Origin of the sequence: uncultured Mobiluncus sp., assembly GCF_963511525.1 — a bacterium.
Lineage (GTDB): Bacteria > Actinomycetota > Actinomycetes > Actinomycetales > Actinomycetaceae > Mobiluncus.
Genome location: NZ_CAUPIY010000001.1, coordinates 382,035 through 397,062 on the forward strand (window position 1 = coordinate 382,035; position 15,028 = coordinate 397,062).

Sequence of the window (15,028 nt, forward strand, 5' to 3'; positions counted from 1 at the left end):
CCCGCCCGCACCAGTTTAACCGGGGTTTCGCCCCTCCCGCGTTGTGGAGATTTTCCCTGAAATGTGGAAAGCTGAGGGGGTGAAACCCATGGACCCCCGACTGCTGAAATACGCTAAAACTGCACGCGGATACATTATCTTCATCACTGTTTTTGGTTTTTTCTCGGCAGTTTTCATCATCGCTCAAGACTGGCTCATCTCGAAGGCCGCGACCCCGGTCATCATGGAACACCAGCCCTTGTCTTTCATCCTTCCCACCCTCGGCGTGTTGGTTTTGGTCCTGTTGGGGAGGGGCTTGTCCCTGCTGATTAGGCAGTGGTTTGCACACCGGGCAGCAACGGGCGCCATCAAAGAAATCCGAGAAAAAGTTTTGGCCCACGCCACCAAACTCGGCCCTCGCTGGCAAACTCAGCACGGTCAAGACACCGTGACCACGGTCGTGCGCGCCTTGAAAGACCTCGACGCTTACTTCGTTTTTTTCCTGCCCCAACTTTTGCTCTCGGTGACAGTCACTCCCCTGACCCTGTTGGTGATTGTTTATCTGGACTGGATCAGCGCCATCTTCGTGCTAGCCACCATTCCACTCATCCCCCTGTTCATGATTCTCATCGGGATTTTGACCCAGGAATACTCCGACAAACGCCTAGCTTCCATGAAACGCATGGGCGGTCAACTGGTGGACCTCCTGGCCGGCCTAGCAACCCTGAAATCCTTGGGACGCGAGCAAGACCCCGCCAAGCAGGTGAAACGAGTCGGCTACGAATACTCCCGTTCCACCATGCAAACGTTGCGCGTCGCGTTCATGAGCGGCGGCGCCCTGGAATTCCTGACCACCCTGTGCGTGGCGCTGGTTGCGGTAGAAGTCGGGATTCGCCTGCTGAATAACCAACTCGACCTGTTCACCGGACTGTTGGTCATTATGCTGACTCCAGAGGTCTTTAGCCCGCTGCGCGAAGTCGGCAAACAATTCCACGCTTCCTCCGACGGGGTCACCGCCGCGGAAGCAGCCTTTGCCATCCTTGAGGAACCGCTGCCGAAAACCGGGCACCTCGCGGCTCCTGACCTGACCAAAGCCACCATCCAGCTGCATGACCTAGGCGTGAAAGCTCGTGGTATGTGGGCTCCCGCCAGCCTCACGGCCAGCCTCGAACCGGGAAAAATTTACGCCCTGACCGGCGCCAGCGGTTCCGGGAAAACGACCACCGCTATGAGCCTTCTGGGGCTGCAAACTGTGGATCAGGGCGAGCTGACGGTGAGCGGACCCGCGGGAGACGTACCCCTGTACGACATCGACCCGGCATCGTGGTGGGAACAATGTGCCTGGGTTCCCCAAAACCCGGCTATTCTGCCCGGTACAGTCCTGGAAAACCTGGGCGAGACCGGGGACACCCCCAGCCCCGCCCTGATGGAAGCCAGCCGTATCACCCACTTCGATACGGTGGTGCAGGGATTATCAAAAGGCTGGCTGACCCAGCTTGGCGCTGGCGGCTTGGGTTTGTCAGTCGGTCAGCGGCAACGCTTGGCACTGACCCGCACCCTAACCCAAAAAGCGCAGCTCATCGTGTTGGACGAGCCGACCGCGCACCTGGATGCGAACCTGGAAACCCAGGTCATTGCCGGGATTAAAGCCCTGAAAGCCCAAGGGAAAACGGTGGTCGTCATTGCCCACCGCCAAGCTGTGCTGAATGTTGCCGACGTGTCTATTCCGGTCGAAACCAGAACTTTCACCGCAGCCGAAGCAGAACAGGAAGCCCAGGCGGCAGCCGACGCGAAACCGAAACCGCGGGAACGCAAACGCAAACCAGATGGGCGTGAGGATTTGCCCCCGCTAATTTTGAATCTAGATTTTGCCGATAACGAGGTGCGCGCATGAGCAGCAACAAGTCAACTTTCCCCGCTGAAGTCATGGAATCCTCTGCTGAGTCCTATAGTCCCCCCATGCAAAGCACGGCGTTTATATCGCGCGAAGAGCTGCGCAACCTGCGCCTGACCTATCGGATGATGCGTCTGAATCGCGCCAATATGGCTCTGGCTATCCTCCTGGGCGTCTCGACGTTGGCCTGCGCCATCGGGCTGTCGGTGGTGGCGGCTTGGCTCATTGCCCGTGCCGCCCAGATTGACGCTCTGTGGATGGACTTGGCGGTCGCGGCCGTAGCCGTGCGTTTCTTTGGGATTGGCCGGGCGCTGTTCCGCTATCTGGAACGCCTAGCGTCTCACAAAGTCGCCCTGTTGGGAGTAGCCGATTTGCGGCACACGGTTTACCGGATTCTGGCAGGTCGTCCGGCCAAGAACATCGCGGCCTTGCGGCGCGGGGAAATCCTGGCCCGCACGGGCGGCGACGTCGATTCGGTCGGAGACTTCGTGGTGAAGTCTGTCCTTCCCGGAATGGTTACGGCTATCACCGCCATCGCCACCGTTATTTTGTTCTGGTTCCTGGCTCCCCTAGCGGCGCTCACGCTGCTGATCTGCCTGCTGATGGCCGGAGTGGTAGGGCCTTTGCTGACGATTCGGTCGGCCCGTATCGCCGAGTTGGCTTCCCAGCAGGCTCAGATTGAGCTGACTGCCAGCGCCCAAAACCTCATGATGAACGCCAGCGAACTGGCGGTTTCCGGGCGTCTGCAGGCCGCGCAAGACCACCTCAACCAAGTCGAACAAGTCATTCAACGCCTGAAAGACAAGGCCGCCCGCCCTTCTGCCATCGCCGCTTTTATTGACAATATTTCGATGGGGGCGGCCGTCCTGTGCGGTTTCCTGATTGGCACTCCCCTGGTCGTCAGCGGCCAGCTGTGGGACGTGAACCTGGCGATTCTGGTGCTGGCTCCCCTAGCAGCTTTTGAAGGGACCTCCCAACTGGCTGCCGCCGCGGTACAGCTGGTGTCCTCCGGAGCCGCCGCGACCCGTCTGGTGGATTTGATGGGGGGAGCTGATTATGTCGAGGCCGCCCTGAAGCAGATTTACGCAGCGGACGCCACCCCGAACAGCGATGCCGTCCCGGAGGTGGCAGTCAACGCAGAGGGGCACCGCACGGAGCTCTCGCCCGTCACCGAAGTTGAGGCTCACCTGGTGGCCAAAGACCTGGAGATTGGGTGGCCCGGCGGGCCGATTATTGCCAGCGGAATTGACCTGGAACTGCGCCCCGGCAAGGCTTTAGCGATTGTGGGTCGTTCCGGAATCGGCAAATCCACGCTGCTTTATACCTTGGCAGGTTTGATTCCACCGCGGGGTGGCAGCCTGACGCTGGGAGGAATCGACATCACCACCCTTCCGCGCCCCACCGTGAGCGAAAAAATCGTGATGACCGCGGAGGACGCCCATATTTTTGCCACCACCGCCCTAGAGAACATTCGGGTAGCGCGAGCCAATGTGGGAACCGTGGAGGCAGAAAAGCTGCTGCAAGAGGCAGGAATGGGACCGTGGCTTAAGGCCGCCCCGGACGGCCTGGAAACTGTGCTCGGCATGGACGGAGCCGCACTGAGCGGTGGAGAACGTCGACGCATCCTGTTGGCGCGGGCTTTGGCGACCCCGGCGCAGCTCCTCGCCCTGGACGAACCCGGAGAGCACCTGGACGGGGCTCTAGCCGACCAGCTGGTGTCGGATCTATTGGCGACCGGCAAGAGCGGGGAACGCGGCGTGCTGTTGGTCACCCACCGGCTCAGTGCCTTGGACAAAGCCGATGAAGTCATCGTTCTTGGTAAGCTGGATAGCGAAGACGAGGACGACGTGACCCGTATCACCGCTCGCGGAACGCACGCCAGTTTGGTCGAAACCAACCCCACCTACCGTTGGAACCTAGAACAGGAGAAGAGCTACGTCTGAGCTAAGAAGCCTCAAGGTTAATAAATATTTGGGGGAAAGCCACGCAGTTTTGCGTGAAAAAATCTATGCGCTGAACTTGGAGCTCGAAACTTTGCAGCGGTGGAACCGCATGAGCCAAAGCATTACCACGGCGCTGCTGGATGACACCGATGAAGAGGAAGCGCTGTCCCTTATCGCCTCTTCTGTGCGCCGGGTGGCGGAAGCCAATACGACCCTGATTGTGCTACCCAGCTTGGGCGGAAAATACATTTGTGAAATTGCTGACGGCGAAGCTGCCACACAGATGATTGGGATGGAATTTCCTCCCGAGGGGCGCGCCCAGGCGGTCATTCGCAACAATGTCGGCATCATCGTGGAGTCTATGGAACGCGCCAACTTACTGCGGATTCCCGAACTGTCCATTTTTGGTCCGGCTCTCTATGCCCCGATGAGCGAGCGCGGAGCCGCCAGCGGGGTCATTATCCTGTTTCGCAACCCTGGCAGCCCCGAATTTACCGTGCCGGATTTGCGAGCCGCCGAGAATTTTGCGGCACAAGCTACTTTGGCGCTGCGCCTGTCCGGCGTGCGACAGTCCGAGGACCGCGCGGAGCTGCTGGAAGAACGCCAGCGCATTGCTCGTGACCTGCATGACCTGGCTATACAGCAGCTGTTCGCGACCTCCCTGCACCTCGAAGCCTTAAAAGAAGACCTCAGCGATCAGGAACTCACAGCTCAGACGATTCGCACCACCCTGGATGAGGCGTTGCGTTCAGTGGGCGACTCTGTGGGGGAAATCCGCCGGATCGTCAGCGAACTAAAAGATCAAGACAGCGCGGAACCGGAGCTGTTGGGCGGATTGCGGATGGAGGCCTCACTATCTCGGCGTTCCCTCGGATTCGCGCCCTCGCTCATTGTGCGCGTAGACGATGAAGTTTGCACCCTGGACAATATGGAACGAATGGAGGAACTGCTGCGCCGGAGGCTACCGGAAACCCTCATCTCGGATGTGTTGGCAGTCGTGCGCGAGGGCCTGACGAACGTGGCTCGCCACGCCCACGCCACCGAGGTTCGTCTGGAAGTCGATATTTGGTTCAATCCTGAGTTGATTCCACCCCGATGCGCCCTCACCGACGCGAGCGTACCCACGCCAACCCAGCCCAACGGACTGCTACGAGTGGAGATTCAAGATGACGGGTGCGGACTTAATTCCAAAATTGACCACCATTCGGGCTTAGCCAATATGACCGCGCGCGCCACGATTCACCTGGGGATGATGCGCATCGGTAAACGCCCCGACGGCGCCAGCGGAACCCTTTTGACGTGGTGTATTCCGCTTAGTTAATTTCGGGATTTTGCTGCCGGTTGCCTGCCGGGCTCACAGTTCCGGACGCGGAGAGTTCTTGCGCCACTCTGCAGAACGCTGCGATGCTACCCACGCCGCCACCTGGGTGCGCCGCTGCAGACCCATTTTCGACAGCAGTGCCGTAATGTGGTTTTTCACGGTCTTTTCGGCCACGCCCAGGGTGTCCCCAATTTCCCGGTTAGATAGGCCATCGCCGATTAATCCCAGGATTTTCTTTTCAGTAGGGGTCAAGTGTTCGGTAGGGTCGCTGCGGTTTGCGCTGGTGCGGGTCACGGTACGCTCATCGAGCAGGGTCCTCCCCGCCGCCACGGCCTTGATGACGTTCGTAATTTCCACCCCGGCGACGGTTTTCAACAGATAAGCGGCCGCCCCCACTTCCAGGGATTCCGCTAGCGCCTCGTCATCGTCAAAGGAGGTCAGCACCACCATGCGGGCGTTTGGCGTCATAACTCGCAGTTGGCGAATCAAATCGATACCGGTGCCGTCGGGTAGCTGCAAGTCCACCAAGACCACGTTCGGGTTGGCCAACTCGGCCCTCGACAGGGCTTCGGCAACCGAACCGGCTTCGGCGACGACTCGCAAGTCCGCTGCTCTATCCACGAGCTCGGCGATTCCCCGGCGTACAATCTCGTGGTCGTCAACAATCATGACGCGAATCTCCGACTGCTCAGTCATCTTTGGTCCTTCCTAACGCTTTCGCTGGCAACGTGGACAAAACACGCTGGAGCGGCCGTCAATAATCATCTTATCGAGCCGGGTCCCGCAGCGGCGGCAACTTTGGCCGCCCCGACCGTAAACCTGCAATTCTTTTGCAAATTCGCCTGGATTACCCCAAGAATTCACGTACAGGCGGTCAAACGAAGTACCGCCGAAGTCTAAAGCCTGCTCCATCACCGCCGCCACCGCACCGAGTAATTTCCGCAGTTTCCTGTCACTCAGTGACCGGCCGGGGGCAGCGGGATGTATCCGGGCAGCAAATAAGCCCTCATCTGCATAAATATTGCCGATACCGGAGACAATGCTTTGGTCTAATAGCTTGGTTTTTATCGCTCTGGCGCTACAGCTGGTTTTTTCCACGAATTTCGTCGTGTCGCGGCATGAATCCAGCACATCGCGGGCAATATGTTCCACGCCCTGTGGCAGCAGCGGTTCCGGTGCCCCCATCCCTCCGGGCGCACCGTCCGCTGTGGGCCGCAGCGGTCTGAGTTCGACGTGTCCAAAGGTGCGTTGGTCGCAAAACACCAGGTCTTTCCCGTTGTCGAGGGCGAAACGGAGGCGCTCATGGGCGAAGGGACGAGCCTCCCCGAGGCCTTGCTGAGCTGGCGGTGGCGCGGCTGAACCGGCGCTGTGCAGAGCCGCATCCCCGGATTCGACTCGCAGCTGGCCCGACATGCCCAGGTGCATCACGAGGGCAAGCGAGCCTTCTGCACTTGTGACATCCCCCGCTAAGGGAAACCACAAAAACTTTCCGCGCCGGACTGCTGCGCCCAGACGCATCCCCTCCAGTCCCGCACGCAACCCGGCGATTCCCCCCTGTTGATTGCGTAAAGTCCGCTCATGGGTCGGGTCGCTGATGCTCAGGACCCGCGATCCCACCACGGTTTGTTCCAGATTCCGGCGAATCGTTTCCACTTCGGGAAGCTCAGGCATCAGCCACCTGATCCCCGAAACGATCCTGCAGCGCCTCGAAAGCGGCCTCGGCAGCGCTGTGTTCGGCGGATTTCTTGGAAGTGCCCTGGCCTTCGCCCAGAACCTCACCATCCAAGCGAATTTCGGCCCTGAACACGCGGGCATGATCCGGCCCACTGCCCTGCACCACATATTCCGGTTCACCCAAGGAGTTGGCGGCCGCAAACTCGCTGAGATGGGTCTTCCAGTCCATGCCGACCGCCCGGCGCGGCGCGTTGCGCAAGTGTCGCCTCAGGTGACGCTCTATGGTGACCCGTGTAGATTCCAAGCCTGACGTGAGGTAGGACGCGCCAATCAGGGCCTCTAACGTGTCGGACAGAATGGAGTCCTTTTCTCGGCCTCCCTGACGGTCCTCGCCGATTCCCAGCAAGATGTAGTCGCCCAGGTGCAGCCGTCGCGCGACTTCCGCCAGCGGGGTTTGGCTGACGGTGGCGGCGCGCATTGGGGCCAACTCGCCCTCGGGAACATCGGGGAAGTTACGGAACAGGTATTCGGTGACCACGATTTGTAACACCGCGTCCCCCAGGAATTCCAGCCTTTCATTCGTGCCGGTCGAGCCGGTTTTCCCGTGTTCGTGGGCAAAAGACCGGTGGGTCATCGCGACCACCAAAAGTTCTTTATCGACCGGTTGTCCCCAGTCCGCAAGTAAACGTTCCAGAGTGGCTCGGCTCTGACCCGGTTCGCCGGTGTCGTCTGTGTTTTGTGGGGATTGGTTCACGAGGCTTCGTTCCCTCCGGCTTCCTGGGCTCGCAGCTCATTGGCTAAATCCCCCAACACGGCCCAGCGGGGATCCAAGACTTCGTGATGATGATTGGGGGGCAAATCCGCAAACTTTTCCCCACAATCTGGGCATAATCCCTGGCAGTCGGGCCGGCACAGCGGCAAAGTCTCCATGCCCAGTACCAGGGCATCTCGCAGCACTGGCTCGAGGTCGACCTCGTCCTCGGCGCTCACCTCGAGGATATCCTCCCATTCTTCGTCCCCTTCCTGGCGAGCCGCTTCGCGCGCACCGGGATAGAAAAACATCTGGGTTTCGTTGACTTCTACCGTTCCAGCAACCGGGTCTAAACAGCGCGAACATTGAGCATCAGTCGGTACCGTGCCCCGCAGGGTGACCAAAATCCCCTCGTGCAAGGACTGCAAACTGACCTCGAAACGGCCTTCGGACTCCCGCGGGGTCACGACTCCGTTCGTCCAGGTGTCGGGCAACGGCAACAGGTAATCGTGCAGTTCGAGGGTCTTTCCGGGATTGCCCGGCAGGGAGGTTAAGCCGATGCGATAGTCGGACGCAGCCTCGTGATTGTCTAACCGAGCCGACTTTTTCCCGGCACCCTGCGCTTTGGAGCTGCTAGTCATGTTTGGCCTCCGGGTTTTCCGCCTCCGGTTGGGGCAAATCGTCGGGGTTAAACCGGGCGCGTTCGCTCAAGACCCGCCGCCCTGCCGCGGACTGTTCCTTGAGCTTGTCCAGGGTTCCTTCCAACTCTGTCAGCTTTTCCTCGCAATAGCGGTCGGCGCCCGCAGCCAGGTCGGTCGCCTGACGGGTCGCGGTTTCAATAATCATCTCGGCACGTTCCTTAGCCATGACGACGATGCGTTCTTGGTTGACCAATTCGTCGGCCCTTGCATGGGCATCGGCTTGGATACGTTCAGAAGTGGAATTGGCCTGCGCCAAGGCTGTCTCAGCCTCCTCTTGGGCGCGGGCAATGACCGCATTGGCTCCGGCCACAATCTGGTTCGCGATGCGGATATCAGTCGGCATCGCCTCGCGCGCCGACTCCAGCAGGGAAAGGGCCTGGGCCTTATTGACCAGCACGGACGAGCTCATCGGCAGGGAACGAGCCTGTGAGATTAACGCTTCCATCTGGGCTAATACGTCCATCAGCTCGGAGCCTTTGTAATCCTGAGCGTTCAGCGCAGCCACCATTTGCTCTGAAGTTAAGGCTTCGGGTTCCACAAACTCCGCTTCGCCAGCGTCATCCGCCGCTGTCGAGTCCGAATCCGGACTGAGGGCCGCGGAGGTCTCCTGCCCGACAGCGGGTTCGTCTGAGCTGTCCTCAGCAGCGGTAGGCAAAACCACCGATTCCATTATTTGGTCGTCCCTGTTTTCCTCGCTCATTGTTCTCCCTAGCTGTTGTACTTGTCGAAACGGGCTGCTATGACATTATTATCCCGGTTTGGGGGTCTGACTTGGTACGCCTCATACAGAGCCTGCGCGGTGTCGGCACTGACCATCGTATAGACATCGGCTCCGTAACTGGCGACTTCCTTAACCATAGAACTTGAGACGTGAATCAACGCCGGTTTGCAGCCGACAAACACGGTCGGAGGAGCCCCAATCTGGCGATTCATCTGACTCATCGGATTTTCATAGTCAAAGTCCTGGGAAGTGCGCAACCCCTTAGCGATGACGTCAATATGATGTTCTTTACAAAAATCAGCTAACAATCCATCCACAATTTCCACATTGACGCGGGTATCGAGTTTCGCTTCCCGGATAGTGGTCTGGGCCAGTTCGATACGTTTCGGCAGCGAAAGCAACGGGGTTTTCTTTGAATTCTTGGCAATTCCAATCACTACGACGTCGGCAAAGGTCAAGCATTGGTGCACCATATCGAGGTGCCCATAGGTGAATGGGTCAAAAGTTCCGGGGCAAAGCGCTTGAGTCACGTATCCAGATTACCGGCAATTCGGCTAGGCTGTCGTCTGTGACACGAATTGTTGCTGGCGAAAAAGGGGGCTTGCGCCTGAATGTGCCTAAGTCGGGGACCCGTCCCACTTCGGAGCGGGTTCGCGAAGCGATGTTTTCCCACCTGCTTTGTTCGGGGTTCCCACAAGGTGCCATGGTTTTGGATTTGTTCGCCGGCTCAGGAGCCCTCGGTTTGGAGGCGCTGTCCCGCGGCGGGTCTAGCGCGGTGTTTGTAGATGCCGCCGGATCGGCAGCAAAAGTGTTGCGTGCGAACATAGATGCCCTGCACTACCGGGACCGCGTCCGTGTCCTGGTGAAAGATGCCGCCAAGTTTGTTTCCGAACTGAAACCCGCGGATTGCTTTGACCTGATTTTCTTGGACCCCCCCTACGCTTTGGCGCCTTACGTGCTCTCAGAGATTCTGGCAGGTCTAACCGCACATCTCAGCCCGGAGGGCGTCATGGTCCTGGAGACGTCGAAGAAGTTTCCCCCTCCTGAGATTCCCTCGGGGCTGCAAGCCTACGCCGCTAAGAGCTACGGCGATACCCTGGTCACTTATTTGCAGCAGGCTCAGGGCTGAGGTTGAGTTGGGCGGCGCGTTGCGCAATGACGGCGCCAAGAGCCGGAAGCACCAGATAGATAGCTTCTTTCACAATCATTACCCCGGAATCGTTGATAGGTACCGCCACCGCCATGCCCAGCAAAATACCTAAAGCCACCACACGCAGGGCAGGCAGGTCAGTGAGCTGGTCCCAGGAGGACACCCACCGCGGCCAGGATACCTGGCGACGTTTTACAATCACCGTGAACGCCACTAGCGCCGCCGCTACCAGCACCAAAAGTATGACGACCCCAAGGTTATTCACAAAGGAACGCAGCACGTCACGTACCTTTCCAGCAATCAACTCCTGACTTTCGCTGCTGCCCAGATTGGACCAAAAGTTCCCGATATGAGTGCCTGAACCGCGGGAGAACCAGCCGATAGTCCCCATCACCCCCAGCGTGAGCACCACCCAAGCACCGGCGTGCCACCAGCGCGGTCGCACTCCAGACGCCATTAGGGCGACAATGCCGAAAGCCAAGATAATTCCTGGAGGCCCCCCAAAATCCGCGCCCCAACGGGGCAAGGCATCGACCAAGAGAACAGCGGCACCGAGCCCCGCGGTGATCCATGCGGCCCGGCGCTGACCCCAAAACCGTTGCAGAACCGGCAGTAACGCCAGCAGGGCCCCGGCAATGAGAATGATGTAAGTGCGGTTAGAGATGCCGTAGTAGCGCCGCGAACTGAGCACCAGAGAACCCATGAATCCGTTGCGCTGATGAGCTGAACCCAAAACGATGTCCAGCGCCAAAATAAAACACGAAATCCCCGCTAGGATGGCCACCGCGTGAGAGCTGCGCCACAGGGAAGCCACCAAAACCGCCGCAATTACCGCAGTCAAGGCTAGAGCGACCCCGATTGCTCCAACAGCCGAGTCAACCACAGGCAAATTCCACCACGGAATCCAGTTCAGAATCAGCGCCGCGGGCAGCATAGCGAAGGCGATAAGACCCAGGAGTCGTACCACCCACCAACTGCTTGACAACCGTCGCACTCCGCGCGATGCGAAAGCCCAGATTAGCAACGCCCCGATAGCTAGGTAAGAAAACAGGTGAAAGACCTGATACCACGGCGAGTTGGCGCGCAGGGCGGAGGTAGCGTGACGTTGCTGCTCGGTAATCATGGAACAGGCCTCGGCAACGCTGGCGACCGGGGTCACGCTCAGTTCCGGAAGAGTGAGATTCGCCGGAGGGACGAGTTTCGGGTTCAGGTAGGTGCGAGCATCGAGAACTAAACCGCGCACGTCGGCAATGGTGGCTAAACCGGCAGCGCGAGTCGTGGAAGTATAGAGCACTCCCGTGGTGCCAGCAGTTCCGGCGCCAGAAACTGCGGCCGGTTTCCCGCCCGTCAGCGCCAATCCCGGAGTCTGAGCCGCCAACAGCTGCAGGGACCTGGCCCCTTCAAAATCACCCAACGAAGCGATAATCACCGGCCGAGGGTGCGCCGCCCCCTGATTTGCGCGCAAAATGGCGGACAGTTGCTGTAGGGACAGGGTCTTTGCCGTGTCGTAGGTGTTCTGGTTCAGCACGGCGGTGTCGACTGTGTCCAAGTCCACCACGACGTCGCTGGGGGCGGCGGCGAGAAGGTCCTGCCACGCGGATTCGAGGACCACCCGGTTCTGCAGAGTCTCGCCCAGCGGCAAGGCAGGCTGTTGCGCTTTGGCATCAAGGGCGGCTCTGGCGCCAGCACCGGTTCGCTCGTTATAGAGGGAATCAAGTGCGGAAGGGTTAATCCGCGCCATTTCGGGGATAACCGGCAGTGGCTGCCAATGGGCGACCTGACCGCGCCGATTCGCTAACGGTATGCCCGCATTTCGTCCTATCGCCCAAGCGTCCGCAGCGAAAATCCCGCGAGCGGGCCAGGTAATGTTTTCGGTGCGACCCTTGAACTGGGCGTAGGTGACGGCTGCGGCTTTTGGCAAAGGTGCAGCACCGGACCCGACCCGAACCGGGGTTTCTGCGACTGTGCCATCGCCCTTCAACAGCTTCATCCCCAGGCACTGCGACCCTACGGTTTTAGCCAGACGACGCCCTTCTTCGTCAGCAACATCGCCACTGGCGCGCAGCTGCATCCACCCTTCGGTGGGGCAGGTGTAAATCCGAAATGACCGCGTACTCAGCGCCGAAAACGTAAACGGAACCAGCATTTCCCCCAGCTGATTACCCTGTAAATCGAGGTCGCTGGGCTTCAGGCCGCTCATCCCCAAAAACAGCACGCCGGGTGCGTCGGGGGAAGGCTCCGCGGTCTTCGCGTTCTGCGTCCACAGGTCGGGTGTGGCCAGTGGCTCGCGGGCAGCGGCAGGTATCGCGCTGGCCTGAGGAAGTGCCACCAGCGTCACTGTCAGCATCGCGATAAATGCTCCCAGACGCCGCCACCATGAATACACAGGTGGAATTTTACCAAGTTTAAACACACCTACCGTACTCCCCTAGGACTTTGTGAGATTCTGGGCTCCTTCTCCCAGGTCAAACACCAGTCGAGCCAACTCCGGATGCTTGCTGAGCTGGGGATCTTTCGCCACCACCGCGGCCGCCGCGGCTTTCGCGGCCGTGATGACTTCCACGTCGCTGACCAAAGAAAGCACCTTTAGCCGGGAGCGGCGGCCCGACTGGCTTTGCCCCAGCACGTCGCCCTCCCGCCGGATACTCAAATCAGCCTCAGCCAGCGCGAATCCGTCCCGGCTCGCCGCAAAAGCCAGCAGGCGCGCCTGAGCCGGAGACAGCGTCCCCGACCCCGCTTGTGCCATCAAATCCGCCAGGTTATCCGACGCGGGCGGGAAATCCAGGGGGGCAATGGCTAGGCAAACGCCGGGGCGAGAACCGCGCCCAATCCGCCCCCGCAGCTGGTGCAGCTGCGAAATCCCGTAACGGTCGGCATCCAAAATAATCATCATGGAGGCTTCGGGCACGTCCATGCCGACTTCCACAACCGTGGTGGACACCAGCAGCGGGGTGCGGCCCGCGGCAAAGTCCGCCACGGCCTGTTGCTTGGCGCCGGAATCCAGGTTGGAATGTGCCACTCCGATAGGAATATCCCTAAATACGGGCAGGGCAGCCAGTTGCGCCGCAGTCTGGGTGACGGTGTGCAGAATCCGGCCAGGCTCTAACTCCTCGAGTTCACCAAACCCGGCTAAATCGTCACCCCAGCTGGTTTGTGCAGCGGTTTTTCGCGTTTTCCGCCCGGGTTCCGGCGGATTTTGAGTCTCAGCGGAGGCGGCGGGGTCCTGTTCGGAGGCATTAGGCGCTATCTTGGGGCAAAGTACATAAACTCGCCCTCCCTGTTTGATTTCTTCCGCGGCTCGGCTCCAGGCGCGCGTAACCCACCGCACATTTGCCTCGTTGACCAGGAACGTCTGAACCTCGGCGCGTCCCGCGGGGAGCTGGCGCAGTACGGAAACATCCAGGTCCCCAAACACGGTCATGGCGACGGTTCGCGGTATCGGGGTAGCTGTCATCGTCAAGAAATGCGGGGCTCGCTCCCCTTTGGCCAGCAGAGCGCCGCGCTGTTCCACCCCAAAACGGTGCTGTTCGTCGACCACAACCAGGGCAAGGCGAGAAAATTGTAGCGACTGGGTCAGCAGGGCCTGGGTGCCCACCACCAGCATCGGCTCACCGGCCGCGCCCCGGTCGGCAATTTCTCGTTTTTCCGGGGTGGGCGTCGACCCGGTCAACAAACGCAGCGGAACACTATCCGTACCGGGCTGTGACCCCGATAGCCCGCTCAGAGGATCCGCCAGCGACCCCAACAGCCGATTTAGGGTCTGAAAATGCTGCTGGGCCAGGACTTCGGTGGGAGCCATGAAAGCGGCTTGAAAACCGTTTTGTACCGCGGCGACACACGCCAAAGCCGACACCACGGTCTTGCCCGACCCAACTTCCCCCTGCAGCAGCCGATTCATGGGGACTTCGCGGGCAATGTCCCCGGCGATTTCATCCCAAACTTGGCGCTGCCCGGCAGTGAGCTGGAAAGGTAGCCCCGCCACGACTCGTGAAACCAAATCGCCAGGCTCCCCGCGCTCCCCCGAACTCGACGGGGAAACTTCCCAGGAAACCGGCAAGGACCAGGCGGGATGCGATTGGATCTGGTTGCGGGCTTTCGCCAGAGCCGCCCCTAGGGTAAACGCCTCGCGGAACCGCAGATAATCCACCGCGGCCTGGTATTGGGCATCGGTTTCCGGGTGGTGCAAACCGAGCAAGGCTGTGTAAGCGTCGGGAAGGTTCCTCTCGCTGCGCAGGGATACTGGAATTGCTTCGGGAATCTCCGCGGGGTTTAGCATCAGCAGCTGCGCGTCGATGATTTTCCCAATTTTCCACGAGGGCAGACCCGCGGTGGCGTGATAGAGCGGCTGGGGTCGGGTCGAGAGCGTTTTCACCACTTCCGGGTCATAATCGGCCAGCACCCGGTATTCCGGATGCGCCAGGAAAGCTTCACTGGCTCGGCTGCCCGGCTTGCCCGAAAGCCGCCCGGCAAAAACCGCTAAAGTCCCCTTTTCCAGGCGATTTGCGTGCATATTCAAAGCGTTAGGATGTTTCGCAAAGAAACGCACGGTCAGGCGGTTGGCTCTCCGACCCCACAAGTCCGGACGGAAGCCCCCCTGGTCGGGGGCGCCCGTTTCCAGCTGGTCCTGCAGGGTTACCGAGAGCATGGCTTTGTCGTGGCGGCGGGTCCAGCCCAAGTGTGAATCCATCACCACTGCAAACACTGTGACATCCGCCCCGGGTGTCAGCGAGTCAAAACGGGTCAGCTCCCCCCATCGATAGGTTCGCCGCGGGGGGTACCACAGCAGGTCACCTAAAGTCGACACCCCCAGGTGAGCAAACTTGGAGACGACGGATTTCGCCTTAACTATCCGTTCCAGAGGGGTCTGCAAGTTCACCATGGTTTCACCTTATCA

General features: G+C 59.9%; 12 protein-coding genes. 4 read left to right on the forward strand and 8 right to left on the reverse strand.

The features are described from left to right. Nucleotides 1-88 precede the first annotated feature (88 nt). Genes cydD through RQ935_RS01695 form a run of 3 tightly spaced genes read left to right on the forward strand, consistent with a single transcriptional unit; the run spans nucleotide 89 to nucleotide 5,137 of the window. Nucleotides 89-1,873, forward strand: coding sequence for a thiol reductant ABC exporter subunit CydD (gene cydD / locus RQ935_RS01685; RefSeq protein WP_311496973.1), 1,785 nt, complete (start codon nucleotides 89-91; stop codon nucleotides 1,871-1,873). After that, the gene (gene cydC, locus RQ935_RS01690; RefSeq protein ID WP_311496931.1) at nucleotides 1,870-3,816 is read left to right on the forward strand and encodes a thiol reductant ABC exporter subunit CydC; all 1,947 of its coding nucleotides are present in this window, start codon (nucleotides 1,870-1,872) and stop codon (nucleotides 3,814-3,816) included. The genes cydD and cydC overlap by 4 nt, the downstream gene beginning before the upstream one ends. A 49-nt stretch (nucleotides 3,817-3,865) precedes the next feature. Next, nucleotides 3,866-5,137, forward strand: a complete 1,272-nt coding sequence (locus tag RQ935_RS01695) for a histidine kinase (protein ID WP_311496932.1) — start codon at nucleotides 3,866-3,868, stop codon at nucleotides 5,135-5,137. Nucleotides 5,138-5,170: 33 nt separating this feature from the next. On the opposite strand, the gene RQ935_RS01700 is transcribed toward RQ935_RS01695, so the two are convergent. The 6 genes from RQ935_RS01700 to coaD are packed head-to-tail and all read right to left on the reverse strand — an operon-like array spanning nucleotide 5,171 to nucleotide 9,514. After that, nucleotides 5,171-5,833 carry a response regulator transcription factor gene (locus RQ935_RS01700; RefSeq protein ID WP_311496933.1) on the reverse strand — a complete coding sequence of 221 codons (663 nt, stop codon included), beginning with the start codon at nucleotides 5,831-5,833 and terminating at the stop codon, nucleotides 5,171-5,173. A gap of 12 nt (nucleotides 5,834-5,845) precedes the next feature. Then, a complete protein-coding gene (mutM, locus tag RQ935_RS01705; RefSeq protein WP_311496934.1) occupies nucleotides 5,846-6,808 on the reverse strand; it encodes a bifunctional DNA-formamidopyrimidine glycosylase/DNA-(apurinic or apyrimidinic site) lyase in 963 nt (320 codons plus the stop codon). Beyond that, nucleotides 6,801-7,565: a ribonuclease III gene (gene rnc / locus RQ935_RS01710; protein ID WP_311496935.1), complete on the reverse strand. Its 765-nt coding sequence runs from the start codon at nucleotides 7,563-7,565 to the stop codon at nucleotides 6,801-6,803. The genes mutM and rnc overlap by 8 nt, the downstream gene beginning before the upstream one ends. Further along, entirely contained in the window at nucleotides 7,562-8,203 is a 642-nt protein-coding gene (locus RQ935_RS01715) for a YceD family protein (RefSeq protein ID WP_311496936.1), read from the reverse strand. The genes rnc and RQ935_RS01715 overlap by 4 nt, the downstream gene beginning before the upstream one ends. Then, nucleotides 8,196-8,963, reverse strand: coding sequence for a hypothetical protein (locus RQ935_RS01720; protein WP_311496937.1), 768 nt, complete (start codon nucleotides 8,961-8,963; stop codon nucleotides 8,196-8,198). The genes RQ935_RS01715 and RQ935_RS01720 overlap by 8 nt, the downstream gene beginning before the upstream one ends. An 8-nt stretch (nucleotides 8,964-8,971) precedes the next feature. Next, nucleotides 8,972-9,514 carry a pantetheine-phosphate adenylyltransferase gene (coaD, locus tag RQ935_RS01725; RefSeq protein WP_311496938.1) on the reverse strand — a complete coding sequence of 181 codons (543 nt, stop codon included), beginning with the start codon at nucleotides 9,512-9,514 and terminating at the stop codon, nucleotides 8,972-8,974. A gap of 38 nt (nucleotides 9,515-9,552) precedes the next feature. Here coaD and rsmD point away from each other — a divergent pair, with 38 nt between their 5' ends. Next, complete coding sequence (gene rsmD, locus RQ935_RS01730; protein WP_311496939.1) at nucleotides 9,553-10,113, forward strand: 16S rRNA (guanine(966)-N(2))-methyltransferase RsmD; 561 nt, start codon at nucleotides 9,553-9,555, stop codon at nucleotides 10,111-10,113. On the opposite strand, the gene RQ935_RS01735 is transcribed toward rsmD, so the two are convergent. Both RQ935_RS01735 and RQ935_RS01740 read right to left on the reverse strand, forming a co-directional pair. Next, complete coding sequence (locus RQ935_RS01735; RefSeq protein WP_311496940.1) at nucleotides 10,085-12,520, reverse strand: tellurium resistance protein TerC; 2,436 nt, start codon at nucleotides 12,518-12,520, stop codon at nucleotides 10,085-10,087. The two genes, rsmD and RQ935_RS01735, sit on opposite strands and share 29 nt — an antisense overlap. A gap of 42 nt (nucleotides 12,521-12,562) precedes the next feature. After that, entirely contained in the window at nucleotides 12,563-15,013 is a 2,451-nt protein-coding gene (locus RQ935_RS01740; protein ID WP_311496941.1) for an ATP-dependent DNA helicase RecG, read from the reverse strand. Nucleotides 15,014-15,028 lie beyond the last annotated feature (15 nt).